Origin of the sequence: Geotalea uraniireducens Rf4 (genome assembly GCF_000016745.1) — a bacterium.
GTDB classification, from domain to species: Bacteria; Desulfobacterota; Desulfuromonadia; order Geobacterales; family Geobacteraceae; genus Geotalea; species Geotalea uraniireducens.
The window spans coordinates 2,812,308-2,837,758 of record NC_009483.1 but is presented as its reverse complement, the minus strand read 5'-3'; the positions used below and the strand labels follow the sequence as shown (position 1 = coordinate 2,837,758).

Below are 25,451 nucleotides of genomic sequence, written 5' to 3'. Positions count from 1 at the left end.
CGCTGCGGCATAGATAACGCCCCGGGAGGATGCCATGAAAGCATATTTCCTGCCCTTCTAGGATAGGGGATTGTAGCGAGAGGATGGAAACGGGTATGCATGAATGATCGAGGTAACGGGATTGACGGTCAGGATCGGAGAAAAGCGGATCCTGCGGGATGTGAACCTGCGGATCGAGGCGGGGACTGTTGCGGTCCTTTTCGGCCCGAACGGCTGCGGCAAGACTTCTCTGCTCAAGACGATCATGGGCGTGGAGCACTACCGGGTGGAATCCGGCCGGATACTCTTCAGAGGCGAAGACATCACCGGGCTCGCCATAGACGAGCGGGCACGGCTCGGGATCGGCATGGCCTTCCAGCGTCCGCCCGCGGTCAGGGGGGTCAAGCTCAGGGAGATACTGCGCATCTGCATGGAGAAAAGACGCCATAGGGACGAAGATGAGCTCTTTGGTCTGGCGCGTCAACTGAATCTGGCCGACTTCCTCGATAGGGATATCAACCTCGGTTTTTCCGGGGGCGAAATCAAGCGGAGCGAGCTCTTGCAGCTTATGGGACAGGAGCCGTCGTTCATCATGCTCGATGAGCCCGACTCTGGGGTGGATCTGGTGAACATCAACCTGGTCGGCCGGGCGATCAACGATCTCCTGGAAAAAGAGAAGGCCGCGGCGCAAAGGGGGAGGGCGGGGCTGATCGTCACCCACTCGGGATATGTCCTGGATTACGTGAACGCCGATCGCGCCTACGTGATGCTCGACGGCACCGTCTACTGCTCGGGCAACCCGCGGGATCTCCTGGAAGACATCAGAACGAAGGGGTACGAGGGGTGTGTGCAATGTCGCGGATAGATCTGAAAAAGAAGAGTGAAGCCGCAGCAGGAAAACCTGCGCCGTTCGGCCCCGACATCGACCTTGCCGCCTATCAGGCTGAGGCGGCTGAGCACGGGAAGGTTGCCGGGCTGCGGGAGCTGCCTGATGATGTTCGGGAAAGGGCCTTGAGCGTGGGAGTCGATACCGGTGAGGCCTGCCGGATGGGGTCCTTTTTCCAGATGGACCATTCGGTCGTTTTTGCTGCCGCCTACCAGAGCGGGCTTGAGGTGATGGATATCGGCGCAGCCCTGGAAAAGTACGACTGGCTGAAGGATTACTGGTGGAAGGCCCTGGCGGTGGATGCGGATAAGTACACTGCCAGGGCCGAGCTTGAACCGCACCACGGCTATTTTCTCCGGGCTCTTCCCGGCGCAAAGGTCGAAGTTCCCCTTCAGGCGTGTCTCTACATGACGCGGGAAGGCCTGGCCCAGAACGTCCACAATATCGTCATTGCCGAGGAGGGCGCCGAGCTGCACATCATCACCGGGTGCACGGTGGCTCCCCGGGTGAGGTCGGGTCTCCACATCGGCGTCTCGGAGTTTTACGTGAAGAAAAATGCCCGGCTCACCTTCACCATGATCCACAACTGGGCGCCGGAGGTTGCCGTGCGGCCGAGAACCGCCGCGATCGTCGAAGAAAACGGCGTATTCATCAGCAACTATATCTGCATGAAGCCGGTAAAAACCCTCCAGGCGTACCCGACTGCCTACTGCGTGGGCGAAAACGCCACGGTCCGCTTCAATTCCGTCCTCCTCGCCCAGGAGGGGTCGAACATCGATGTGGGCGCACGGGTCTACCTGCGGGCGAAGGGGTGCAGGGCCGAGGCCGTCTCGAAGGCCATCACCACGGGTGGCAACATAGTGGCGCGGGGCCATTTCATCGGCGAGGCAGAAGGGGTCAAGGGGCACCTGGAGTGCCGCGGGCTTATCCTTTCTGACCGCGGGAAGATCCATGCCATTCCCGAGCTGGAGGGGAGCGTAAAGGATCTGGAGATGACTCACGAGGCGGCGGTCGGGAAGATTGCCCCGGAAGAAATCGAGTACCTCATGGCACGGGGGCTGACCGGTGAAGAGGCGACGGCAGCCATCGTTCGCGGGTTCCTTGATATCGAGATGAAGGGTCTGCCGGAGAGCATCAACGACGAGATCAAGAGGGCGCTCAGGACCGGGGAGACGGAAGGTGGATTCTGAGTCATGGAGGGAATTGGCCTCGATAATGCTCGATCGCGCTGGGTACACTGAGAATTCGGGGACATGATTTAGGGCATCGCAGCACAATCACCAGGACGGAACCGCGGACATAAGCCACCCCATTACGCGATCTTTTCAGCCAAACAACCAAGTGTTTCCAGTGCCTCTTCAACCCGTTCCGACCAGAAGGCGGCATTAAGCCTGAGACAGTTTTTGTATTTGTCCCCCAACGTGAAGATCGATCCGGGGGCGATGCCGATCCCCTCCCGCAAGGCCGCCTCGTAGAGACCGAAGGCATCGAACCCCTCCGACATTTCCACCCACAGGATATAACCCCCTTCGGGGCGGCTGACCCGTGTTCCCGGCGGGAAATAGCGACTGACCGCTTCCCGCGCCAGAGCCGTTTGTCTGGCATAGGCCCGGCGGAGTGTGCGCAGGTGATGATCGTAGCCTCCGTTGGTCAGGAACTCGGCGACGGCGAGCTGGGTCGGCGAGGCGGTGGCAATGTTGAACAGTGTCTTCAATTGGGCAACCTTTTCCATGAACCTGCCGGGGGCGATCCAACCGACCCGGTAACCGGGGGCCAGGGTCTTGGAGAACGAGCAGCAGTAGAGCACCAGCCCCTTTTCATCGAAGGCCTTGGTCGAGGGGGGCCGTACTGGGCCGTATGCCAGATCGCCGTAGACGTCGTCCTCTATGAGAGGGATGTCGTGCTTTGCCAGAAGAGTTACCAGTTCCCGCTTCCGGTCGTCCGGCATGAGGCTCCCAAGCGGATTGTTGAAGTTGGCTATGGTGATGCAGGCGCTGACCGGGTTGTGCCGGATGGCGTAGTCGAGGACTTCCAGGTTCATCCCAGAGCCTGAGGAGGGGATCTCCAGCACCTTCAGCCCCATCCACTGTATCGATTTGAGAAAGGTGGGGTAGACTGGAGAGCCGATGGCCACGGTGTCGCCGGGGCGGCACACCGCCTGAAGCGCCAGGTTCATCGCCTCTACGCAACCCGAGGTGATGACGATATCATCGGGCGCCAGGGAGCAGCCGGAGTTGAGCGAACGCCTGGCGATCTGGGTGCGAAGCCGCTTGTGACCCTGATGCGGCGGGTAGGAAATGCTTTGCAGGCGGAACCGCCTCGATTCGGAGGCAAGCATGCGGTTCAATCTGTCAACCGGCAGCAGGTCTGAATTCGGTATGCCCCCGCCGAGCGGAACGAGCGCGGGGTTGGCTATGTTGCGCATGACCTCCAGGGCGACATCTCCCAGGATAACCGGATTCGGTGCGATATCCCCAACTCTCTCAACGGCTGACCGGCGCGCCGGATCCGTAAGATTGGAACAGACGTAATAGCCTGATTGGGGGCGCGCCTCGATCATTCCCAGGTTTTCAAGCCGGGCGTAGGACTCCATGACCGTGTTGACGCTGACCCGCATCTGCCGGCTCAGGGCCCGTATTGATGGGATTCGCTCGCCGGCCCGGTAGGTCCCATTCTTGATCATCCCGCCGATCCTGTCGGCGACCTCTTCATAGAGCAGCATAGAAACCTCCCGAAATTAAATCCACTCTACCCCAATTCGTCACGTGAGACAAATACAGTTTCCGCAAAAATGCATGGTAACAGTCTGTTTCGACCAATAACTGTTACCATGACAAATCTGAGCCATTACATCTACGCATTTATCCTGGATGCTCTTATTATTCAATTACAAATGGTCCGACCTGAACGGCTCGGATGCAAAACCATATCAAGGGGGTGGAATTATGGAACTGAACGACAGGATAAGGGAACTGATTGCCGTGGGCGCATCTATCACCGCCAACTGCCAGCCATGTCTCCGGATTCATGTGGAAAAAGCCTTGAAGTCGGGCGCAGACCCGCAGGAGGTGACGGCGGCCATTGAGATCGGCAAGCGCGTGAGGAAAGGGGCCGCCGACAAGATGGAGACATTCTCCTCTAATTTGCAGGCCGGGAAATCACAGGGGTTTGAAGTTGTCATGGAGGGCAACGGTTACCAGTTCCTGGGGCCGTGAACATCAGCTTTGACACTTGTTTAAGGAGATACGAAATCATGTCCAGAAAAAACTTGATAAACTTTTTCGCGGGATACCTCTTGTCAGCCTTCGGTTACGAGTTCGTCTTCTTCGTCATGACCGTGCAGTCTACAACCTTACCGGCAGCGCGCTGAACGTGGGGATATTCACCTCGGTCTCGTTTATCCCCAGATTGTTTTCTCCCCTCTACGGTACGATTGCCGACCGTTACGACCGGACGAAGGTCTTTGCCGTTGCCTCGGGGGCGATGGGGGTGTTGATCACAGCAATCGCCTTCGTAGACAGAATCGCCTGGATTTATCCCATCTGGTTTGTCATCTCGATCTTCGCCATGATGATCATGAACGTCAGAACCTTGATCATGACCGAGATCATGCAGAAGGAAAACAACCTCAAGGGAAATTCCACGGTTCTGATTCTTCTCAGTATTGCCCGGATTGTCGCCCCTTTCGCTGGAGGCCTGATCGCTGTTCTCTGGACGCCGCGTTGGCTTTTGATACTCACGAGCCTTATCTATCTTTTTGCATCGGCCATCATTACCCGAATTCGGCTCCAGGACAGTACGGACACCGGCATCAGGACCGCAGCAGGGATCCTGGCCAACATGAAGGCTGGCATCGCCTACATCGCCAACGACAGCTCCCTGCGCTTCCTGGCGTTCATAGCAATCTTCTGGAGGCTCTTCCTTGGATTGCAACTATCGTTGTTCGTGGTCTATGTGAAGATGTACTTCGGGCTGGGAAGCACGGCGTACGGGCTGTTCATGACCTGTATCGGAGTGGGGAGCATTGCGGGCAGTCTCTTCGGCCCGGTTATCGCAAAAAGGGTCGAGATTTCCAGGCTTGTTGTGGTGGGACTTGGCGCACACTACCTGTTGTTTGCATCGCTTGGCCTCATACACGATTTCAACCTGGCTTTGGCGATTGTGCTGGCGAGTTATGCCTTGTTCTACACGACATTGGTCGGTATCCATTCCGTAAGGGACAGGGTGACCAGGGCGGATATAAGGGGGAGGGTTTACGGATCGATCACCGCACTGCTGACCCCCCCCGGCATAGCATCGATGCTGCTTGGCGGTTATCTTGCCGGTATGTACGGGGCTGAGAAAATTATGCTGGGCGCGGGAATTCTGGCATTTGTCAGCCTGATTGGGACGTGGCTTGCCTTCTCCCGGGAGCGGACCGCGGTGTTCGAGATCGGAGGATGACATGACAAAACGTTTGTCTGACGCCACCACAATTGATTATGAAGAGTTGCAGGCGGGGATGGGCGAGATCGCCGGTTGCGCCGGCGCGCAGGAGGCGGCACAGAGGCTCATGGATAGGCTTTACGGGCAATTTTGCGACTCGCTTGTGTTGCTGCGGCTGTTCATGACCATCCCCTATGCAGAACTGCCGGAAGAGGACCGGCGTTTCGTGGACGGCAGGGGGCGGGACACGAATACATCACATCTGATTAACGGCGCTACTCCCATCTTCACCCTGCTAGGCAGCCGGGGAGAAATGGCGGCGTGGAACGACCGCCGTGCTTCATCGCACTTCCGCTGCATCCCTCTGGCCTCCACCTCATTCGTATCCTCGCTCTCCATGCTCTCCCGGCAGTTCGAGAGCGTAGGGCTCGACCTGGGTCTGATCGATGACTGGGAGACGAAGGTCGTTTCCACGGGGCGTGCGGATCAGTTTCGCGGCATGCTCCACATCAGGGATGCCGGGATTGACAGGGATCCGCAGGGGCGGATGATCGTGCCGAAACAGGAATTCGTCGGAGCGCACGGCGTGAAGAGTGTGTTCGGCTTCGGCAGCGGGTATGCCCGGCACCCGACGCTGGTAACACTGTTCGCCTTCACCAATGAAACCGTAGAAAGGTCGGCAGTCGAGCCATTTACGAACCTGCTGGAAGCTTTTATATCCTCAACAGAGTTACTTGTCGTGCAGGGTCGATTCTTTGAAGCACGATAGCAATGCAAAAACATTTCGCACTATCACAAAAATAGGTGGCTATAAAATATGCACTCACCTTCAAAATTTTACTTGCATTTTGCAAATATTGTGATTAAGTTTAACCCAAGGAAAGTCATGATCCCTTTTTGACGGGATACTGTAGTCAGTTTGCTGCGGCTTCTTAATGGAACACCGAAAAAAAGCACCTGTCGTGGTGTTGGGTAAGTTATCAAGGTTGCACATTGCAATTAAATTACGACCTCAAGGAGGGGTACAATGCTTGATAAACAAAAACAAAAGGCAGAAGCATTTCTTCGGCTTCATCAAGGTCCGGGTACTCTGGTTCTGCCCAATGCCTGGGATGTGGCGAGTACCAGAATATTCGAACATGCCTCATTTCAAGCCATCGGTACGACAAGCTACGCCATTGCTGCCTCTCTTGGTTATCTGGACGGGGAGTGTGTTCCTTTTGCGGAAATGATGGAAGTTATCGAACGTATCGCGAAAAATACCGATCTTCCGGTCAATGCCGATATCGAAGCGGGCTATGGAAAGGAAATCGATAAGGTAGTCGAGACGGTCGAGCGGGTTATCAAGGCCGGTGTGGCGGGAATTAATCTGGAGGACGCCACCGGTAATCCTGATCAGCCCTTCTTTGATACGGGTTTTCAATGCGAGAAACTGAAAGCCGTCAGGGAAGCTGCTGCCTCCGTCGGGATTCCCTTGGTAATAAATGCGCGGACCGATACCTACCAGATTCGTTTTTCCGACCCGGAGGCCCAGTTTCAGGAAACGGTGAAACGGTCCAACAGCTATCGACAGGCTGGCGCCGATTGCATCTTCATCCCCGGCTGGCTTGACGGTGAGATGATCGCACGTCTGGTCGCAGCTATTGATGCCCCCATCAATATTTTTGCCAGTCCGGTCACACCAACCGTTCCCGAACTGAATAAACTGGGTGTGTCGCGCCTGAGCATCGGCCCGGGGGCATTCCGAACGGCGCTTGCATGCACCAAAAAGATAGCGGCCGAGCTTGCCGAACATGGAACATACGAAACCCTCTTCAGTGATACCTTGACCAAAGCGGATGTTGACAGCCTGTTCAAGCCGAGGGAACTTCTGAACAAATAGTCGTCCGTTGAGGTTCGTATTCCAGCTTTTTGTTGACATGTGCACGTAAATGCATATATAGTCGGGGTATGAATGACACGCAAACCAAAACCAGAGAGAGTTACGCCGAAGAACTGGTCGCCAATTTCGACTCCAAATTCTTCAAGGTCCTGAGCGAGCCGGTACGGGTCCAGATTCTCAAGTTCCTGATCTTGAACGGCAGCTCGGATATCGCGGCCATTGCCAAGGCGTTGCCCCAGGACCGGTCGGTAATTTCCCGCCACCTCCGGTTCATGCAGGAAGCAGAGATCCTGAGCAGTGAGAAGATCTCCCGCCATGTCTATTACATGGTCAATGCCGTTGTCTTTCGCGCCAAGCTGGCAGCCATTGTGGAGCTGATCACCACCTGCATCAACGAGTGCTGTCCGGGCGGCTGCAAGTAGTTTTTTTTGCCCTTAAATGTGCATTAGGGTGCACATTTGCACACTATCAAGGGAAACTCAACCAGAAAAGGAGATGAAAATGAGCAGACCGGCAGAAGAAATCAGAAATGAGGTAAGCAGAGACTATGCAAAAAGAATAGCAGCCCCGGCGGGGTGTGGCTGCGGTTGCGGTTCGCTTTCACCACAAGGGCCGCTCGCAACTCTCGCAGGCTATTCGGCAACAGAGCTCTCCTCTGTGCCTGCTGAGATGACAACCAGTTCGTTTGCCTGCGGCAATCCGCTCGCCTATGCCGGGGTCAGGGAGGGGGATGTAGTCCTCGACCTCGGTTCGGGCGCCGGTCTTGACCTGCTCCTGGCAGCGCAGAAAGTCGGCCCCACCGGACGGGTCATGGGCGTCGACATGACCGATGCAATGATTGCCAAGGCTAACGAAAACATCCGTGCCGCAAAAGTTACCAATGTTGAGGTGCGCAAGGGGATCATCGAGGCCTTGCCTGTTGAAAGCGGGTCGGTGGACTGGGTCATCTCCAACTGCGTGATCAATCTGTCACCGGAGAAGCAGAAGGTGTTTCGAGAGATATTCCGGGTGCTGAAACCGGGGGGAACGATGCTGGTCTCGGACATCGTGGCCAAGGATCTGCCGTCGGAACTGCTCGCGATCCCGACCCTCTATTCATCATGCATTAGTGGTGCGATCAGTGAGGAGGCATACCTGGAAGGGTTGCGAGAAGCGGGAATGGTAGAGGTCAAGGTGCTCGACCGGCTGGTTTACGACGCCGGTCAGATCGCCGGGTTTGCCGAAACTGCCCTTGGCGAGGCCTTCGACCGCACTCCGCAGATTTCTAAGCGGATCGGTTCATATGCCAAGGAATTGGCCGGCAAGATCTGGAGCGCCAAGGTTTACGGGAAAAAACCGGCCTGATATTGCCTACGGGAAGGAGGTGATCACAATGCTGAGGAAAGATACCAACTCAGGGCCATAGCCCACTGCAAGGAGGGCTGTTAGCTCCGGTCCCGGGCATGACCTTAAACTGCCCGACCAACATAAACAGTATTGCCGTATCGAATCCAACTTATGCAAAGGAGGCGCATATGCGCAGGTTCTCGGCGTGCATTGTCATTGCTCTGGCAGTACTCGTAGCCGCCCTGCTGCTGAGTGGCACGGTGTCGCGCGAGACAAACTCTCGGCAGTTCTTCGGCGACGCGTCGAAGCGAGCCATGGCTTCGGTTCAATCGGCTGTAGGGTTTCCGTCTGCTGATTCGCATACTTATCTGCCCGCTGAGCCAGAAGCAGTCATCCGAAAGTTCTTTGCAGCCTGGGCGGAGAAGGACGCACGCACGATGGAGGCCCTCTGCTCTGTGGGTTGGCACGAGAGGAGGACGGGCGTTCGAATCGACTGGGAGTTCGAAAAGCTTGATTCAGTTAGGCTCATCAGCGTGCGTGAAAAGATGACCCCATTCGACTCCCGTAAGGTCTTTACAACGGAATTTGACATCCGGGCCAGAGGTGGGAGCTTGGGCAGCGGGCGGGTGGGTCCTTGGCTGTACATCCTCGTCAGGGATCGACCGGATGGCCCGTGGCGGATCGATGAGTGGGGGTATTAGGTCTTAACGGTGAAGGCTTAAGTCTCATCTGTCTGAACAGATGAGAATAGTTTCGCCCCACAGCCAGGGTACGGCCACCCTGGTGGAGATGGAGGACATGGTGCCCTCTGAAATCACGGGAAATTCGCGCTATCGCTGCCACCCGGACGATGGCATTGCGATGCACCCTCCAAAAACGTTCCGGGTCAAGCTCTTCTTCCAACTCTTTCAGCGACTTGCGCATTATCCGTTCGGTGTTTCGGGTTACCACCAGGGTATATTTATCCGATGCCTGAAAAAATTCCACCTCATCAACCGGTATCAACTCGATATCGTTGTGCGACGAGACCTGCAGCCACTGTAAGTACTGTTTTTGGGGCCGGATCTGTTCCGACAGTTTCGCAATCAGCGGCGACAAATCCGGCGGGACGGAGGATAGTTGCGATTTCAATCGATTAACGGTTTTGTTCAATCGCTCCAAGGCAACCGGCTTGAGCAGATAGTCGACAGCCGCATTTTCGAAGGCCTGCATGGCATATTGATCATAGGCGGTCACGAACACGACATGACATAACGTTCCTACCCGGCTCGCCAGATCCAGGCCATCGATCCCGGGCATCCGTATATCCAGGAATGCCACGTCGGGATGCAGCTCCCCGATCAAACGAAGCGCATCCGGCCCGTTGTTTGCCTCTGCCAGAATGTCCAGTTCCGGCCAACAGGAGGTGAGCTGTCGTTTCAAGAACGCACACAGATGCGGTTCATCATCGACTATTATCGCGGTCGGCCGCTTTCCGGAGGCGCTAATCATGGGCATTCCCGGCATCCAGGAGAATGGTCAGCCTTACGGTCACGCCTTGCGGGTCGCTTACCCTTACCTGTAAACTCGCCCGCCCCTGGTAAAGGAGTTGCAAGCGATCACGAATGTTGGTCATACCCACTCCCATGGAACTTAAAGGAGAAATGCCCTCACCGGTGTCGATGACTTCCAGGATCAGCATGTCGCTCTCCCTTTCCGCATGGACGGTGATTACTCCACCTTCAGCTTTCGGCTCTATGCCGTGTTTGACGGCATTTTCCACCAATGGCTGAATGAGCAGTGGCGGCACCATCACGTTATCCAATTCCGGCGGTACGTCAATATGATACTGCAGTCGTTTTTCCATCCGTACTGTCATAATATCGAGGTAAGATCGAACTATTGCCAGTTCTTCCTGAAGGCTGATCCTGTCGACCCGGGTCTGCTGCAGGGATGCGCGCAGATAATCGGTGAAATTGCCCAGCATCTGCTCCGCAGTATCCGGTCTGGTGCGGATCAGGCTGAGAATGTTAGAAAGGGTATTGAATAGAAAATGCGGTTCTATCTGCGCCTGCAGCATCCTGAAATTGGCCTCGGTCAGCCGCTGTTCGGAGGAGATGCGCTCAAGCTCTTCCTGATGAAGCGCAGCCATTGTTTCGGCAATAACCCCGCGCGAGTAAAAATAGTAGGAGATTGCCGGGCCAAAGACGAGTGAAACCAGCAGTATTGTCACCAACAGGTTGGGATGTTTTTCAAACAGAAGAAGTTGGTCGGCCCCATTGGCAAGAGTTCCGAGAAGAATGCCCAGGCCGGTTCCCATGGTGATGGCGCTGCCGGAAGTCATCCAGTCCAGGTGGCTCGTGCGGCGCCATGCCATCAACAGATGGGATATCAGCAGGATTGAGACGCCAATGGCAAGGGTATACCGCAGGTGAAACAGGTAGCCCGGTTCCAGCAAGGCGGTCAGTAGTCCCGCAAGGACCAGCATCAAGAGCACAACCACGGCAAGGTCCTTGATCAGACGGGTGAACGAGACGCATCGTTCCCCGTTCTGCCCGGGTCTGCTGGTCGTCTCCGAACGGTGCAATGGGTTAGTATGCTGTGTCATATGGTTACCAATAGTATCATACAACGGATACAAGAGCCAATTTCATGTTGCCGACTGTCAAGCATGCAGCTCTAACCGAAGACGTGTCATGCATTACCAAAATCCCTGGAGTGCAAAATAGACGATCCTCTCATCCGGCAGCATGCGGTAGGCGGAATTGCGCGCTCCGCCGAACTGACGAACCCCGGCATCCAGTCGAAAACGGTTACCTTCGTACCCTACGGAGGCCGTGGCAACCACTCCCCCGTCCGCAGGCGTGCAGAGAATATCCAGTGCCGGTTCGAGATTTCCCCCCTCCTGGCGATGGGACAGCCGTAACAGCAGATTCTCGCGCAGCAGGTTCGGCCGGTCGAAATAGCGGGTGCTGAAGGCAATGTTTCCCCGCACCGCCGATTCCGGCACGCCTTGCCCGAGCAGGGCGGCCTGCCGCTCGGTAAGGTTTTTCACCGCCCGCCATTCACCGGCCGAGTAGGCACCGGCGTCATACCATGCTTCTCCCAGTAACGAGAACCCGGACTGTCCGGTCCAGGTGAAACCGATAAGCGCCTTTACGCCGTGCCGCTCCAAACGATTTGTCATCGGATCGCTGCTGCTGATCGGCATGCCGGTGGTTCCGATCAGCGAATTGTACAACCGCTCGTACTGTTCCTGATAAAGCAGCGAGCCATGCCACTCGAAACTCTCCACCGCCACGTTGGTAAATGCGCTGCCGACCTCGATATGATTGCGTTCGCTCAGCCGCGCAATCGCATGTACATCGGTGTTTCCCTCATGCTGATAGAATTTAAGGGCAAGCGACTCGTCATCGCGTGGCATCCCGGCCTTGCCGCGGCCGGGGGTGGCATACACGAGCATTCATGCCGCATCGCCATGGAATTTCTCCCAGGCAAGGTACGGCACTCCCTCCAGGGTCGTGGTAAAGACCGCCCGACGGTTTTCCTGCTGAATAACATCGAGAGGGCGGAATCCGAAGCCCACATCCCAACTGAGGATCTTTTTCCCGATGCCGAAGCGTTCGCCCAGCAACGAAAAGTCGTAGTACAGTTCATTGATGGTGAGTCGGTACTCCGGCGTGCTCTGCTCCTGCACAGTCGCCCGGGCGGTGGCGACAACATTGATGTCCCATGGCCTGGCCCGCAGTTCCACCTCCTGTCGGGAGCGATCCTTGCCGAAGTCGGTCAGAGGCGCCCCGAGGGCGAATGGGCTGCCGGAATTGAGACTGTGGAGCTCCGGGATTGCCCGCACTTGACGGCAACCTCGGCGGCGTACAGGTTCGTGGTCATAACCAGCAGGATGACAAGAACTACTCTGCACACCTTTCATTCCTTGATGTCGTTCCGTGTCAGGAACATCGGGTTGTAATACTCATCCGGGATGGTCCGTGGCTTCCGGGACAGATAGCGGATGACTGTTTCTCGTCCGATCTGAATCTGGTCTGTGATCGTCATGGCGGTCACCCGGGGGCGACCGTGGACACGCTCGACGGCAAAGGTGGCCTGTTTGGCGATCCGGTCCGAAGCCACATACAGTTCGGCCTTGACCGGTCTGGCCCCCTGTTTCGCCAGATAGAGCTCGATCCGTTGGTAGCTCACCCCCTTGCTTCGTGCGGAGAGAGTCAGGTGCAGGCAGGGGATATCACCCACCACGACTTCTCCCGCAACCATCCCGTCGTAATCCTCACTCCAGTTCATGGTCGCGATGTCTCCCACCGAGGCATCGCCCAGGAGCTTTTGCATCGGTGTGATCCGGATCGGCCGCTGGCTTTGGGGCATGATCTGCCAGAACGCGTCGCCGAGCATCAGCACCTTCTGCCCCTTCTCTCCGGGGGATTGCATGATCACCAGGGAGCGGCGGCCGGCTTTGAGATAGACTGCATAGAGCCGCTCCTTGTCCAGTTTGCCGGACTTGAACAGTTGTACCTCGGTCTCCACCTGCATGGAGTCGAATTCCAGGCGATAGCTGTCCGCCTGCCTGAGGAGCGTCTTGACATCGGCGGCCTGCGCCATTGCCGTGAAAAGGATGATCGCTGTGCCTGTAAGTAGGTTTTTAAACATGGGTCAGTGCCTCCACAATCGGTTTGGCCGCCATTTTCCTGCTGACGAACCACGCCGCGGCAATGGAGAGCGCGATGATGACGAGCGTGGTCAGCAGATAGAGTTCGGGCGAGATGTTGATCTGCAACGGATAGCCGACCGACCGGCCCGGTGGCGGCGGCATCTGAACATCGGCCAGCATGAAGAAGATGGAAGCGGACAGGGCGGCCAGCATGCCGAGAGCTGTGCCGGCTGCGCCGAGCACCAGCCCCTCAAGGGCAAAGACCCGCACGATCTGCGATGGCAGGGTCCCGAGGGCGCGCAGGGCGCCGATTTCCCGTGTCCGCTCCACAACGGCCATGGCCAGGGTGTTCGATACCGCAAATACCACCATGACGACGATCACGGCCCCCAGCAGGCCGAAAATCCGGTTGTAGAGGCCGCGCACCGCAACATAGTAAAATGCCTGGTCGCGCCAGGTCTGCACGCTGTACTGCGGCAGCATGGCTGCGATCTCTTTTCGCATCTCGTCCGTCTGCGCGGTCTCATGGAGATACACCGACAGTGTGCTCACCTTGTCTGTAACAAGCAGCCGTTGCGCAGTGGGAACATCGACGTATATCAGCCGTTTGTCTATTTCCGGAACGCCGACGGTCATTATTCCGCGAACCACCACATCCAGCACATTGAGGCTTCCCGAGGTGGTGGTTGACAGCAGTGTCAGTACCGCGCCCGGCGCCGCTTTCATCTGCCGGGCCAGCTCTGTCCCGAGCATGATTTCCGGGGCCGCGCCGGTTTTCTGCCCGCGGCTCAGGGTGCTGCCGGAAACGACCCGCATCGCCGGCCCCTTGGCGTAGAATTCACCCGCAGGATCAACGCCCATACCGACGAAGACCGAGGATTTGTCACCGTTGCTGAGGAGTCCCGAGAACTGCACGCGGGGAAGCGCCATGCGTACCCGCTTGTCCTGCTCCAGGCGGCTCTTCAGTGCCGTGAAGTCTGCCAAGCCATACTGCATGGGGGTATCTTCGTCGCTCTCGAAGTAACTCTTGTGCGCCAAGGTGAGATGGCCGTTCTCCCGCGCCGCCATCTCCCGCAGCGACTCGTAGGTGAACAGGGCAAAACCGCCCCCTACCAGCACGCCGGCTGTGCCGACCGCCGCGATCAGGACGGTGATGAGTGAACGGCGCCGATTCCGCAGCACATTCTTGCAGGCAAAGACAAGCCATTTCATAGCAGCACCCCGTCGCTCATGGTGATCACTCGATCGCACAGTCCGGTCAGGCGCGGATCGTGCGTCGCGATCAGAAAGGTTGTCCCGCTCAAGCGGCCCAGGTCGTGCATCACTTCGACAATCTGGTTGGCAGTGACGCTATCCAGATTGGCGGTCGGTTCATCGGCGATCACCAGCTTCGGCACCTTGACCAGCGCCCGGGCAATCGCCACCCGTTGCCGCTGGCCGCCGGACAGCTCATCGGGGCGCCGCTGCTCCAGCTCGGCAAGACCGACCCGTTCCAGCATCTCATGGACCCGCTCCTGTCGCGCCTTTGCAGGCACATTGGCGAGAAACAACGGATACTCCACGTTTTCAAAGGTCGTCATGACCGGAACCAGGTTGAATCCCTGAAAGACGAAGCCGATCTTTTCCCTGCGCACCATGGTCAATTCTTCCGGGGAGAGACGCCCCATCTCCACGCCTTCGAGCTTGACATAGCCGGTGTCCGGGCGATCCACCAGGCCGCAGATGTTCAGCAGGGTACTCTTGCTGCTGCCGGACGGTCCCATGAGTGCGGCAAATTCACCTGACCTGACTGCCAACGTGACCGCGCGCACCGCCGGCACGTATGCCTGACCCATCCAGTACGACTTGGACACCCCGTCAAGCCGTAGCAGACAGGCCGCCTGTTCATTGATGGTGCTGATCATAACCCCAACTCCTTCAGCCTGGCTCGAGCGGCATCCGCATCCCGCCCCTGCGGGTCCAGTTCGAGGACGCGCTTGAGTTGGCATGCCTCTTCAGCATTCTTTTGCTCCTTTTGCGCTACGGATGCGGCTTGAAAGTGGAAGCGGGCCTGGATCTGCGGGGGGGCAACCTGGAATAGCCGGCTCTTCATCGTCTCCGTGAGCAAACTCCGCCCCGCGTCAAAGCGATGGAAATACTTGTCCGGAACCTTGAGGAAGGTGCTGACCGCCACCAGCCTTGTCTCCAGGCTTACCGGCACCCCGCGCATCATGACCTTGTCATGCTCAGGGGCAAGCATCCTGAGGGCCTTGTCGATGATATCCAGACCTTGCTCGCCAAGCTTCAACTTGTTCCATGGCATGAAGGCGTCGCGGGACCTGATGGTGAAAGTGCTGCCGTAATAGGCCAGAAAAAGAGGATTCCCCTGTTCCTGTTCCGACAACGATTTGAATTGCTCTGCTGCCCGTTCGTTATCGCTCTTTGAGCCCCGGAGACCATGCTCGAACCGGTTTTGTGCGGTTACGAACTCCTCAAGATGATCCTGCGCCAATACCAGCCCGTTAACTGCCAAGGTGATCAGAAAGCCGATGCATACTGTTTTCATTGAAATGTTACGCATGATTGTGCCCCCCTTTGATCGATGTTAATCAAGGATAGCCACAAACGAAATGCTTATGCATCAGGTTTGCGACAAAGCGCTTGTAGGTGAGATAAAATGTAAATAGTGGTGACTAATGGGAAAAGATAATGCGACCGGCATCCAGAAGATATTGTGACCATCTAATAAAACATATGGTTCGATTTGTATCGGAGAGCTGGCAACGACTCTAACTGACATGATCAAAAAGGCATGTAATGACCACTTTAGTAAGTTAGAAGTTATTTTCTACGTTTTTTGGGTAGAAAATTGTATTGACACGAGATAACTCGAATGATTGAGTATTGATCAGAACCTTCTGGTCGATGTGGTCGGCAATCGCTTTGAAAACTACGCGCTGGGAATACTAATGAATGGGTACGACCCCGCTGAGTGCATCTTTTATCATTGAATGCAAAAGGAGTTAACGTATGGGTGTCATATCCAGTCTCGGCGATGCGCCGGGCAATCCGGTCATCGACAGGAACTCCTGCACGGCATGCGGCGCGTGTGCAGCCATCTGCCCGCTCGAAGTCCTGACACAAACGGCCACCGGGATCGCCATCGACAATGCCGCCATGTTCGGTTGCATTGCCTGTGGTCAATGCATGATGGTCTGCCCTGCACATTGCATCAGCGTTACGGGACGCAGGCTGCATCCGGACGATATTGTCGATCTCCCCATGCTCGAATCCCGGGCGGATGCGGATCAGTTGGCAGCGCTGCTGCTGGCACGGCGGAGCATACGTAAATTTACCGGGGATGACGTTCCGCGCCTGGTGATCGACCAAGTGCTGGCAGTTGCGGCTACGGCACCGATGGGGATACCCCCCTGGGAGGTTGGCGTGACCGTCTTTCATGGGCGGGACAAGGTCGCCGAACTGGCAAGGGACACGGCCGACTCGTATCGGGGTTTTTTGAAGCTGTTCGACAACGCTGCCATGAAACAGCTTTCCAGGCTGTTCATGAAAAAAAGCGTCTGGCAGCAGTTCCAGAGCTTCATCCTGCCGCTGGGCCGTATTCTGGTCAAAGGCAAGGAACGAGGGACGGACTATGTTTTCTACAACGCGCCGGCGGCCCTCATGTTTCATTCCTCACCCTATTGTGACAGCGCTGATGCAATAATCGCCTGCACCTATGCCATGATTGCCGCCGAATCCCTGGGGCTGGGGACCTGTATGATCGGCTGCTCGGCTCCTGTAGTGGGGCGACGACGGGATTTGTTGAAAAAATATGGGCTTCCCGAGGGGAATTCGCCGAAGATCATCCTGATCATGGGCTATCACGCCAGTCCGCACCGGAAGGCCATTCGCCGCTCATTCCAGTCGTTGAACTACTACTGACACACGGGCGAATCTATCACTACCGAAATAGTTTTTCCGGCACGAATTTGAACATCTGAAGGCCTGCAACGAGAGGTTCAATGAAAGTACTCCTGATCACTTCCTACTGGATCGGAATTGTCGCCGATGTTGTGGCATCGCTGCTGCTCTTCTCACCAACGGTTGCCAATTCCGTGCTTCAACCGCTGCCATTCGAGATATCCCCGGTATATCTCTATGTCTCACGTGTTGCCGGTGCGCTGATGCTCGGCTGGACGGTGCTGTTGTTCTGGGCGCAAAAGAAACCGATTGAGCGTGCCGACATTCTGCTGATTACGTTGTTCCCTGTCGTGAGCATTCTGGCTATTGCCGCCGTGCTTGTCGCCATGTCGCAATTCATAGCGCTGCCAAAGCTGATGCCGATGTTCGTTTTGTACGGCGTGATATATGCCACGTTTATCCCGTCATGCATCTGGGCCAAAAGGGAGCAACGCAATTCATGAGGTCACTGTTGGCAAACACTTTCTGGCTGTTGCTACCAATTCTGGTGTTCAACGTTATTTTCGCGCGCTATCTTCCGAGCGCATACAAGACGGATCAGTTCTGGAAGGACATTCCCGGTTGGATTTCCCTGGCTGAAAACATTCTGCGCATAGCGGTTATGATTCTGCCACTGGTCATGCGATTCAGCATTTCCACACTGAGTCAAAGGGTTGGTCTTTGGTTATATCTGGTCGGGATCGTGCTCTACTTCGCATCGTGGTGGGTACAGATTGCATTTCCGGAAAGTGCCTGGAGTACCAGTGCCGCCGGTTTCTTGGCGCCTGCATACACCCCGGTCGTCTGGCTGGCGGGCATCGCCTTGATTGGAGATACTCTGACCATCTCTGCAATGCCCTACAGCTCCAGGATTTACCTGGTGTTATCCGGGCTGTTCCTGATCTTTCACAACTTGCATGCCTGGCTGGTTTATGCCCGAAACAGCTGATACCAGGGGAAATCTGGGGGGTCAGGGAAATCTGGGGGGTCAGGGGGAAATCTGGGGGGTCAGGGGGAAATCTGGGGGGTCAGGGGGAAATCTGGGGGGTCAGGGGGAAATCTGGGGGGTCAGGATTGACATTTAAGCATTTGCATGTTGAATCTCCCTGAATTTAGTTTTCGAATCCTGTTTCACGCTCCAAGAAATCGAACTCCGGTGGCTTAGGGTTTGGGGCCACAATACTTAACCGCTTGAAGAGATTAATCCGAAAGTTGCGGTTTAAACTCGCTTGAAACCAAGCAGGGCATATGTTATAAGGCAATTCTTATAATCTGGATCAAGAGCGACAATTGAAAAAGGGGACAAATATGTTCAGAAACCTGCTGCTCGGCATCACCATTTCAATCCTACTGGCAGGACCGGCACTGGCAGAAGAGGTCAATCCGGTCATCGGCAGGGTGGGGGATTTTGTCCTTCGGGAAGCGGACCTGGAGCGACTGCTCAGCTATCAGTCGCCTGAGGCACTGAAGAAGTTGCAGGACGATCCGGCACAGCGCGCCGAAATCGTCAGGCAGCTGCTGCTGACGAAAGCGGTGGCAGCCCGTTCGAGGAAGGAAGGCTTCGACAAGAAGCCGGAGGTGAAGGAAGAACTCGGTTATGTGATCGACAACTACCTCGCCGACCAATATTTGCGCAAGGTCGTTACGGCCGATGTGGCGATCCCGGAGGAGGAACTGAAAAAGTACTATGCGGAACATGAAAAGGACTTCCTCATTTCCCAGAGTGCCAGGGTCCGTCATATTTATTTCGAGGCGGCGAAGGATGCCACCCCTGAGGTAAAGGAAAAGGCAAAGGCCAAAGCCGAGGCGATTCTCAAGCAACTGAAAGAAGGTGCCGATTTTGCCGCCGTTGCCCGGGCATCCTCCGAAGATGCCGATTCGGCCTCCAAGGGAGGGGATCTCGGCGTCCTCTCGCCCGGCAAGACCAATTCGAAGGAATTCGAGAAGGCGGCATTTGCTCTGAAAGCCGGAGAGACGAGTCCCGTGGTGGAGACCCCATTCGGCTACCACATCATCAGGGTTGACGAGCGGACCGACCAACGGACCGCCAGTTTCGACGAGGCGAAGGATTATATCCGAACAACCCTGAAGGGGCAGTTCGAGCAGAAAAAAGCCCGGGAGTTTCTCGACAAGCTGGCCAAGGAGGCGGGGCTGGAAGTGGTACAGCAGGCGCCGGCCGCCACCGGGGATAGCAAGCCGCAGAAGTAGTTTGGGGACTTTGGCAAATCAGATGGACACTATTTTCGCCGTCCCCGGAGTTACCCGGCTTCGTGTTGACAAACGTCGAATGTCCTCTAAATTTAATGGAGCAGGGCGACACGGCCTGCACTTTATCATCGGGGAGGATGATCGACATGCCAATCTACGAGTATCGCTGCGAAAAGTGTGCAAAGAACTTTTCGGTCATCATGCACATTGCGGAGCACGACAAGGGGGAGATGACCTGCCCCGAGTGCAAGGGGACCTCGGTCGTGCAGCAGTACACAGCCTTCTACGCGAAGACGAGCAAGAAGAGCTAAGGGGCTGCGGTGCCACGGAGGCAGCCCATGAAGGAGTACGCCGTGACACTGCGAAGCGGCGAGCGGGAGACCGCCCTGGCCTATTGGTTCAGATTAGACTTGCTGCCATTTAACAGGTGTGACAAACTGTCTTGAATGGCAGAAAATCTAACCAGACCCCGGTCACTCTGAAGGAGTAAACAACCATCTTGTTTTCCCATTTTCCCTCGCTTCTCAAAGAAGCATTATATTCCATGATCTTAGGCCTTTTCCTTGTCTTATGCCTCGTCCCATCGGCCCGGGCCCAGGAATCAATCGCCACCTATCCCCTCCTGCCGTCCGCCTATACCTCCATTAAAGTCTTTGACAGAGAAGGGCGGTTCGTCGGCCGGATCATGCCGGAAAAAAGATACTGGGTTTCCATTGACCGTATTCCCGCTTTCCTGCAAAAGGCGGTGGTGGCTGTTGAGGACTCCCGCTTTTATGAACATGGCGGGATCGATATCCGCGGGATCGCACGTGCGTTGGTGAAGGATGTGGTGAAAGGGAAGCTGGCCGAGGGGGGATCGACGATCACCCAGCAACTGATCAAGAACAAGTATTTATCCGGGGAGAAGACCATCGACCGGAAGCTCAAGGAAGGCCTCATGGCCGTTGAGTTTGAAAAGAAGTACACAAAGAAGCAGATCCTGGAGATGTATTTAAACGAAATCTATTACGGGAATGGCGCCTGGGGGATTGCCCAGGCTGTCCGTCTCTATTTTGATAAAAGGCCGGAGGAGTTGACCGACGCGGAATGCGCCCTTTTGGCCGGAGTGCCGAAGAACCCGGGGCGCTACAATCCTTTGGGAAAACCGGCCAACGTAGCGGGGCGGAGGGATGTGGTCCTCAAACGGATGGCTGAGCTCAAAATCATCACTCCCCGGCAGAAGCAGAAACTGAGAGGCCAGCGCGTCACCTTTACCCAACCCGGTCAGGCCCCGTACTACACGGCGCATGTCCGCAACAAACTGATCGAGCGCTACGGCAAGGAGATCGTTGAACAGGGCGGGCTGGAAGTAACCGCGGCCATGGATCTGAACCTGCAAAAGCTGGCGGAAAAGACCTTGCGTGAAGGGGTTAAACGGATTTCGCCACAGCTGCAGGGCGCATTGGTGAGCCTGGACCCCGCTACAGGGGATCTGCTGGCGGCTGTCGGGGGAGTCGATTTCAGCAAGAGCGGCTATGACCGCGCCTTTTATGCCAGGCGTCAGCCCGGCTCGGCCATCAAACCGCTGATCTATGCCGCGGCCCTGGAAAAAGGGATTACTGCCGCCAGCATCTGGAACGATACGCCTGCAGCCTACAATCGTGGCAATAATGAAATCTGGCAGCCGCTGAACTATGGCAGGGAACAGTATGGGGAGCTTTCCCTCAGGCAGGCCCTGGCCTACTCGAACAATGTCGTTACGGTAAAGTTGCTGGAGACCATCGGGGTCCCGTATTTTGTCGATTTTGCCGGGAAAACTGGGCTGCCGTTACGGGCACAGAATGGTCTCTCCCTGGCTCTGGGCACGGATGAGGTCACCTTGCACGATCTGGTACGGGCTTACACCCCCTTGGCCAACGGTGGCTTGCGGACCGAACCACGAACCATTATCCGTATTTATGATCGCAATCGGCGGGCCTGGGCGGAAAATCCTCCGTTAGTCACCCCGGCCCTGTCGCCGGCTGCCGCCTTTGTCACAACCCGTATGCTTAAGGACGTCATGGTGTACGGCACCGCCAAATCTCTGAAAAAATTCAGTCAGGAACATCCGTCCGCAGGGAAGACCGGCACCACCGATGATTATCGGGATGCCTGGTTTGTAGGCTATACTCCACAGGTGATAACCGGCATCTGGGTGGGGTATGACAAGCCCCGGCCGGGGGGTAAAGGCTTTACGGGAGGGGCTGTCGCTGCCCCTATCTGGGAACGGTTCATGCGCACGGCGTTGTCCGCCAGACCTGCCGTTGACTTCCCGAAACCGGATACGGTCGTTTCCGTTTCCATTGACCCGACAACAGGCTATCCGGCGAATGCGGACTGTCCGGAAAAACGGGACGAGTTTTATATTTCGGGTACCCAGCCGACCTCGAACTGTCCCAAGCACGGCGGAGATCCCCTCAATCCGATAACTCCACCCCCGACTCTGCCGAATGCAGAAGGGCAGCAGCCTGTCAGCAGCCGGTAAGCCTCTTTGGAATTCGGGGTTTCCCTCCTGTTTCGCCCAACGTAAAAGCCCGCTTTGTGCGGGCTTTTCTATTTTCTTGCCAGGACTCCATAACAAATACTCCCCCGCTTTCCGAATCAAAAACTAGTGGACACCTGTTTTAGTGGTAAAATTCAAGAATGGAGTTCCCTATTGGGCCGGAGAAGGAGGAAGGCATAATGGAGAAAATGGATACGAAAATGCTGGAGGAACTAGGGGAGAGTGAGTATCGGGAGCTTGAGATTGTATATTGCAGGCTGCGCGACTTGAAGACTTCCATTGCGCAGATGCATGATGCTTATCTCGCACAAGCGATGCCGCCGGATTTTGACAAGGTGGAGGCAATCCATTTGATGGCCGATGAGCTGTTTGATGATCTGGAGCGGTATCTGCGTCCCGAATGCGACCCTGATTCTGCCTATAAAACCGTGAAACGTGAGGACTGATGGAGCGCAATCCACTGAAAAGGGGGTTAAGGTCATGACAGACGTCAAAGGGGAATGGTTTGGGTTTACATTCAGCTGGCTTGTTGCGGCGATTATCGTACTTGTTCTGTTTGTCATCATTTATTTCTACATCAGGCAAAAAAAGGAGCCACCGAAGATCGACAAAAGCGCTGGAGATGAGGGGGATGATTGACACAACCGCATCTCGATGCAGGACCAGATGGAGCGATAGAGATCATTGCTGCAGCACTTCTTTTATTTTATGCAAAAGCTCGCCGGGCTGGACCGGTTTTGAGATGAAGTTTATCCCCTCTTCAATGACCCCTTTGCCGGCTATGATGTCGTTTGTGTAGCCGCTCATAAAGAGGGTCTTGATGCCGGGCTTTATCTTTTTTATCTCCTCGAAGACTTCTTTGCCGTTTTTTTTCGGCATGATGACGTCAAGTAAAACCATCTCGATTCTGTCTGCATTTTCCGTGAATTTAGCGACCGCATCTTCCCCGTCTGCTGCTTCGATTATCCTGTAGCCATGCTTTCCCAGTATCTCCCTGGTAAGTCCCATGACCAGTTTGTCGTCCTCTGCCACCAATAATGTTTCATTATTGCCCTTGGGAAAGCATAAGGTTTCCGATTTTTTTTCCTCTGCCGATGACTCGATTAATGGAAGATATATCCGGAAGGTTGTCCCACGGCCAAGTGCGCTTTCGACTCTTATGACACCTTTATGCTGCTTGACTAATCCGTAGACCATCGAAAGTCCCAGTCCCGTTCCCTTGCCGACCTCTTTGGTGGTGAAGAAGGGTTCAAAGATTCTTTCCACGGTTTCTTCTTCCATTCCCGAACCCGTATCTGTGACCGTTATCAGTGCGTACTTCCCTGGTTTTCCGTGGTCGCCCGGCGACAGTGATTCCCCGCCCAGCTCGGCAATATTTGTCCGGATCGTCAGCATTCCGCCATTGGGCATTGCATCACGGGCATTGGCGGCCAGGTTTATGATTATCTGGTCGATCAAGCCGGAATCGGTCATGACGGTCAGATTTTCTCCGCCCAGATCGACTTTAAACTCCACATCCTCGCTGATAACCCTCACCAATATGTTTTCCAGGCTCTTGATGATCACGTTGATATTCATCGGGCTGGGATTGATGATCTGATTTCTGCTGAACGTAAGAAGCCTCTTGGTAAGAACCGCCGCACGGTCGCTTGCAATTAGTATCTGGTCGGCGTAGGTCATTAATTGGGTGTCTTCTTGCAGATTCATCTGCATGAGATTGCCGAAACCCGTTATAACGGTGAGGAGGTTGTTGAAGTCATGGGCAACGCCGCCCGCAAGCGTACCGATGGCTTCCATCTTTTGCGAATGGCGGAGTTGTTCTTCAAGGTGCTGTTTCTCGGCTTCCCTGTTTTGCAGAGACTCGGACATGGTGTTGAAGGCGGTTGCCAGGTTGCCGATTTCATCCCTGGTCTCGACCGGTATCTTATTGAAAGTCCCGCCGGTCCCCAGGGCCTTGACCCCTGCCGTCAACCTGTTGAGCGGCTGGGTGATTCCCTTTACGATGAGATAGGTGATGATCGAGCCGGATACCAGGAAGACAAGCGCCAGGAGAATGCTGGTAAACAGGAGGGTCTGCAGCCGCTGGTCGAGAAATTTTTTGTCGAGAATGAGCCGCACAAAGCCGATGATGCGCTCTTTGGGTTTAAAGGGGCTTTCATCTGTAAGCAGGGCCTCTTCCGATGCATAAGCCGGGCTTGAAACCACCGGCGCCAGGAATTCGAAGGTGTCGACGCCTTCCACGACAAGGGGCTCCCGGTTTATTTTCAGCAGATCAGCCTTGGCTTGCCAATTGGATGCAGCCGTTTCACCGGCCCTTGCGGAAGGCTTTCGCCCTTGCTCCTTCAGGGGGGTTCCCGTCAGGGTATGTATCGAAACGAACAGCACTTCCTTGTGCCGTACGATGCCGTCAACGGCGTCACTCAGCAGTTCCTCATTTTCGACATAGACGCCAAGCCTTGAATTGTACGCCAGGAGCTTGGCAAGCAACACCCCTTCATTCGTCAGGCCTTGTTTCAGAGCCTTGCGCTGCTGCTGGAAAAAGAATGCGGTGAACGACACGGAAATAACTATGATGAAAATGTTGAAAAGGAAGAATATCCTTGTGCTGAAACTCTCATGCTGTTTTTTTAAAAATGGGAAGGATATTTTCATCACACTTACCTCACCTTCCTGGCCTTGGTCATGACTTCATCGCTGACGGTTATACCCATTTTTTTTGCCGTCTTGACATTGATCGTCAAAACCGCGTTCTTTGCATCGAACCTAAGAATTTCCCTTACATCGGCGCCGGACAATATTTTCCCGGCCGCTTCCCCGGCCTGTTTCCCCAGGTTGAAAGCGTCTATGTCCAGGGACATCAGAGCTCCCGCCTCCACGTATTTGTTGGAAAAGGCGAACATGGGTATCCTGTTTTCCATGGAAAAGAGAAGCAGGAAATTGACGGTTTCCGGTGTAACCACCGTGGTGTCGGGGAACATCCAGAAAGCCTGGATATGCTCCTTCATGCTGTTTGCCAGCTCCGGGACATCCTTCGGCCTGTGCACTTCCTTTGCCACAAGCTCGATGCCCGCTGCCCTGGCGGCAAGCTGCGCTTTTTTGACAAGAAAGCCGGTTTTGGCCGGGTCATAGAGGAGCCCGACTCTCCGGACATTGGGCAGGACCTTCTGTAGCGCTGCTAACTGCTTTTCCGGAGGAATACTCATGCTGACGCCGGTGATGTTCTCTTCACCCTGGAGGGGGGCGTGCGGATTCAATACCATGAGATAAACGATGGGTATGTCTTTGATCCTTCTGACCTTCGCCAGGGCTTCCGCCCCGATGGCGAGGATCATGCCCGGCTTTGCCTCGCGCACCGTCCTGACGGCATCCGCTCCTTCCGTTTCCGGGAGGATCAGCTTTTTGATCTTGCCGGCATACACGGATTTGAAGCCCCGCAGGGCGTCATCATACGGTTTGACCCTGAGGCTCTGGACAACCACGACTTCCTGGGAGCCTGCCGCCGTTTCCTGAAAGAGTGTCAGTGAAAGTATTATTATCGAAAAAATTTTAACCATTAATGAGTCCACTATAGACAAATAACTTTGGATGAGTATAATACCCGAAAAAGGCTCGTTGGCAAGGTTTAATATCACAACATTAAATG

Annotated in this window: 28 protein-coding genes; 17 read left to right on the top strand and 11 right to left on the bottom strand. The window is 55.5% G+C overall.

Features of this window, described 5'->3' with window-relative positions; translation table 11 throughout:
• Window positions 1-103: 103 nt before the first annotated feature.
• Together GURA_RS12470 and GURA_RS12465 are read left to right on the top strand one after the other, a co-directional pair.
• Entirely contained in the window at window positions 104-844 is a 741-nt protein-coding gene (locus GURA_RS12470; RefSeq protein ID WP_011939321.1) for an ABC transporter ATP-binding protein, read from the top strand.
• The gene (locus GURA_RS12465; protein ID WP_011939320.1) at window positions 832-2,055 is read left to right on the top strand and encodes a SufB/SufD family protein; all 1,224 of its coding nucleotides are present in this window, start codon (window positions 832-834) and stop codon (window positions 2,053-2,055) included. The genes GURA_RS12470 and GURA_RS12465 overlap by 13 nt, the downstream gene beginning before the upstream one ends.
• Before the next feature lie 122 nt (window positions 2,056-2,177).
• On the opposite strand, the gene GURA_RS12460 is transcribed toward GURA_RS12465, so the two are convergent.
• The gene (locus GURA_RS12460; protein WP_011939319.1) at window positions 2,178-3,587 is read right to left on the bottom strand and encodes an aminotransferase-like domain-containing protein; all 1,410 of its coding nucleotides are present in this window, start codon (window positions 3,585-3,587) and stop codon (window positions 2,178-2,180) included.
• Between the two features lie 223 nt (window positions 3,588-3,810).
• Here GURA_RS12460 and GURA_RS12455 point away from each other — a divergent pair, with 223 nt between their 5' ends.
• From GURA_RS12455 to GURA_RS12425, 7 genes are all read left to right on the top strand, one after another.
• The gene (locus GURA_RS12455) at window positions 3,811-4,080 is read left to right on the top strand and encodes a carboxymuconolactone decarboxylase family protein (protein WP_011939318.1); all 270 of its coding nucleotides are present in this window, start codon (window positions 3,811-3,813) and stop codon (window positions 4,078-4,080) included.
• Window positions 4,081-4,237: 157 nt separating this feature from the next.
• Window positions 4,238-5,308, top strand: coding sequence for an MFS transporter (locus GURA_RS12450; RefSeq protein WP_041245433.1), 1,071 nt, complete (start codon window positions 4,238-4,240; stop codon window positions 5,306-5,308).
• Between the two features lies 1 nt (window position 5,309).
• The gene (locus GURA_RS12445; protein WP_011939316.1) at window positions 5,310-6,059 is read left to right on the top strand and encodes a hypothetical protein; all 750 of its coding nucleotides are present in this window, start codon (window positions 5,310-5,312) and stop codon (window positions 6,057-6,059) included.
• Window positions 6,060-6,317: 258 nt separating this feature from the next.
• A complete protein-coding gene (locus GURA_RS12440) occupies window positions 6,318-7,172 on the top strand; it encodes an isocitrate lyase/PEP mutase family protein (protein WP_011939315.1) in 855 nt (284 codons plus the stop codon).
• A gap of 68 nt (window positions 7,173-7,240) precedes the next feature.
• A complete protein-coding gene (locus GURA_RS12435; RefSeq protein ID WP_011939314.1) occupies window positions 7,241-7,594 on the top strand; it encodes an ArsR/SmtB family transcription factor in 354 nt (117 codons plus the stop codon).
• A 79-nt stretch (window positions 7,595-7,673) separates the two neighbouring features.
• Window positions 7,674-8,516, top strand: coding sequence for an arsenite methyltransferase (gene arsM, locus GURA_RS12430; protein WP_011939313.1), 843 nt, complete (start codon window positions 7,674-7,676; stop codon window positions 8,514-8,516).
• Window positions 8,517-8,686: 170 nt separating this feature from the next.
• Window positions 8,687-9,199: a DUF4829 domain-containing protein gene (locus tag GURA_RS12425; RefSeq protein WP_041245432.1), complete on the top strand. Its 513-nt coding sequence runs from the start codon at window positions 8,687-8,689 to the stop codon at window positions 9,197-9,199.
• On the opposite strand, the gene GURA_RS12420 is transcribed toward GURA_RS12425, so the two are convergent.
• The 8 genes from GURA_RS12420 to GURA_RS22860 all read right to left on the bottom strand — a co-directional run bounded on the left by GURA_RS12420 (window position 9,150) and on the right by GURA_RS22860 (window position 15,700).
• A complete protein-coding gene (locus GURA_RS12420; protein WP_049818920.1) occupies window positions 9,150-9,995 on the bottom strand; it encodes a LytR/AlgR family response regulator transcription factor in 846 nt (281 codons plus the stop codon). The two genes, GURA_RS12425 and GURA_RS12420, sit on opposite strands and share 50 nt — an antisense overlap.
• Complete coding sequence (locus tag GURA_RS22865; protein ID WP_011939311.1) at window positions 9,982-11,085, bottom strand: sensor histidine kinase; 1,104 nt, start codon at window positions 11,083-11,085, stop codon at window positions 9,982-9,984. Before GURA_RS22865 ends, GURA_RS12420 begins: the two co-directional genes overlap by 14 nt.
• 93 nt (window positions 11,086-11,178) lie before the next feature.
• Window positions 11,179-11,940 (bottom strand): hypothetical protein, encoded by a 762-nt coding sequence (locus tag GURA_RS12410; RefSeq protein ID WP_011939310.1) that lies wholly within the window; start codon window positions 11,938-11,940, stop codon window positions 11,179-11,181.
• The gene (locus GURA_RS12405) at window positions 11,941-12,330 is read right to left on the bottom strand and encodes a hypothetical protein (RefSeq protein ID WP_011939309.1); all 390 of its coding nucleotides are present in this window, start codon (window positions 12,328-12,330) and stop codon (window positions 11,941-11,943) included.
• A gap of 74 nt (window positions 12,331-12,404) precedes the next feature.
• Window positions 12,405-13,139: an outer membrane lipoprotein-sorting protein gene (locus GURA_RS12400; RefSeq protein ID WP_011939308.1), complete on the bottom strand. Its 735-nt coding sequence runs from the start codon at window positions 13,137-13,139 to the stop codon at window positions 12,405-12,407.
• Window positions 13,132-14,352 carry an ABC transporter permease gene (locus GURA_RS12395; protein WP_011939307.1) on the bottom strand — a complete coding sequence of 407 codons (1,221 nt, stop codon included), beginning with the start codon at window positions 14,350-14,352 and terminating at the stop codon, window positions 13,132-13,134. Before GURA_RS12395 ends, GURA_RS12400 begins: the two co-directional genes overlap by 8 nt.
• Window positions 14,349-15,044, bottom strand: a complete 696-nt coding sequence (locus tag GURA_RS12390) for an ABC transporter ATP-binding protein (RefSeq protein ID WP_011939306.1) — start codon at window positions 15,042-15,044, stop codon at window positions 14,349-14,351. The genes GURA_RS12395 and GURA_RS12390 overlap by 4 nt, the downstream gene beginning before the upstream one ends.
• Window positions 15,041-15,700 (bottom strand): hypothetical protein, encoded by a 660-nt coding sequence (locus GURA_RS22860; RefSeq protein ID WP_011939305.1) that lies wholly within the window; start codon window positions 15,698-15,700, stop codon window positions 15,041-15,043. The genes GURA_RS12390 and GURA_RS22860 overlap by 4 nt, the downstream gene beginning before the upstream one ends.
• Before the next feature lie 449 nt (window positions 15,701-16,149).
• Between GURA_RS22860 and GURA_RS12380 the strand changes: the two genes are divergently transcribed.
• From GURA_RS12380 to GURA_RS24310, 8 genes are all read left to right on the top strand, one after another.
• Window positions 16,150-17,061 (top strand): nitroreductase family protein, encoded by a 912-nt coding sequence (locus tag GURA_RS12380; protein WP_011939304.1) that lies wholly within the window; start codon window positions 16,150-16,152, stop codon window positions 17,059-17,061.
• Between the two features lie 80 nt (window positions 17,062-17,141).
• On the top strand, window positions 17,142-17,543 hold the full coding sequence (locus tag GURA_RS12375; protein ID WP_011939303.1) for a hypothetical protein: 402 nt from the start codon (window positions 17,142-17,144) through the stop codon (window positions 17,541-17,543).
• An 8-nt stretch (window positions 17,544-17,551) separates the two neighbouring features.
• Entirely contained in the window at window positions 17,552-18,028 is a 477-nt protein-coding gene (locus GURA_RS12370; protein ID WP_157046197.1) for a hypothetical protein, read from the top strand.
• 359 nt (window positions 18,029-18,387) lie between these two features.
• On the top strand, window positions 18,388-19,287 hold the full coding sequence (locus tag GURA_RS12365; RefSeq protein WP_011939301.1) for a peptidylprolyl isomerase: 900 nt from the start codon (window positions 18,388-18,390) through the stop codon (window positions 19,285-19,287).
• A 146-nt stretch (window positions 19,288-19,433) separates the two neighbouring features.
• Window positions 19,434-19,598, top strand: a complete 165-nt coding sequence (locus GURA_RS23480; RefSeq protein WP_083764870.1) for an FmdB family zinc ribbon protein — start codon at window positions 19,434-19,436, stop codon at window positions 19,596-19,598.
• 233 nt (window positions 19,599-19,831) lie between these two features.
• Window positions 19,832-21,790, top strand: a complete 1,959-nt coding sequence (locus tag GURA_RS12360; RefSeq protein WP_041245940.1) for a transglycosylase domain-containing protein — start codon at window positions 19,832-19,834, stop codon at window positions 21,788-21,790.
• A 197-nt stretch (window positions 21,791-21,987) separates the two neighbouring features.
• On the top strand, window positions 21,988-22,254 hold the full coding sequence (locus GURA_RS12355; protein WP_011939298.1) for a hypothetical protein: 267 nt from the start codon (window positions 21,988-21,990) through the stop codon (window positions 22,252-22,254).
• A gap of 34 nt (window positions 22,255-22,288) precedes the next feature.
• Window positions 22,289-22,447, top strand: a complete 159-nt coding sequence (locus GURA_RS24310) for a FeoB-associated Cys-rich membrane protein (RefSeq protein WP_157046196.1) — start codon at window positions 22,289-22,291, stop codon at window positions 22,445-22,447.
• A gap of 42 nt (window positions 22,448-22,489) precedes the next feature.
• Here GURA_RS24310 and GURA_RS12350 read toward each other — a convergent pair whose 3' ends face one another.
• Together GURA_RS12350 and GURA_RS12345 are read right to left on the bottom strand one after the other, a co-directional pair.
• Window positions 22,490-24,460, bottom strand: coding sequence for an ATP-binding protein (locus tag GURA_RS12350; protein WP_011939297.1), 1,971 nt, complete (start codon window positions 24,458-24,460; stop codon window positions 22,490-22,492).
• Between the two features lie 5 nt (window positions 24,461-24,465).
• Complete coding sequence (locus GURA_RS12345; protein ID WP_011939296.1) at window positions 24,466-25,362, bottom strand: ABC transporter substrate-binding protein; 897 nt, start codon at window positions 25,360-25,362, stop codon at window positions 24,466-24,468.
• Between the last annotated feature and the right edge of the window lie 89 nt (window positions 25,363-25,451).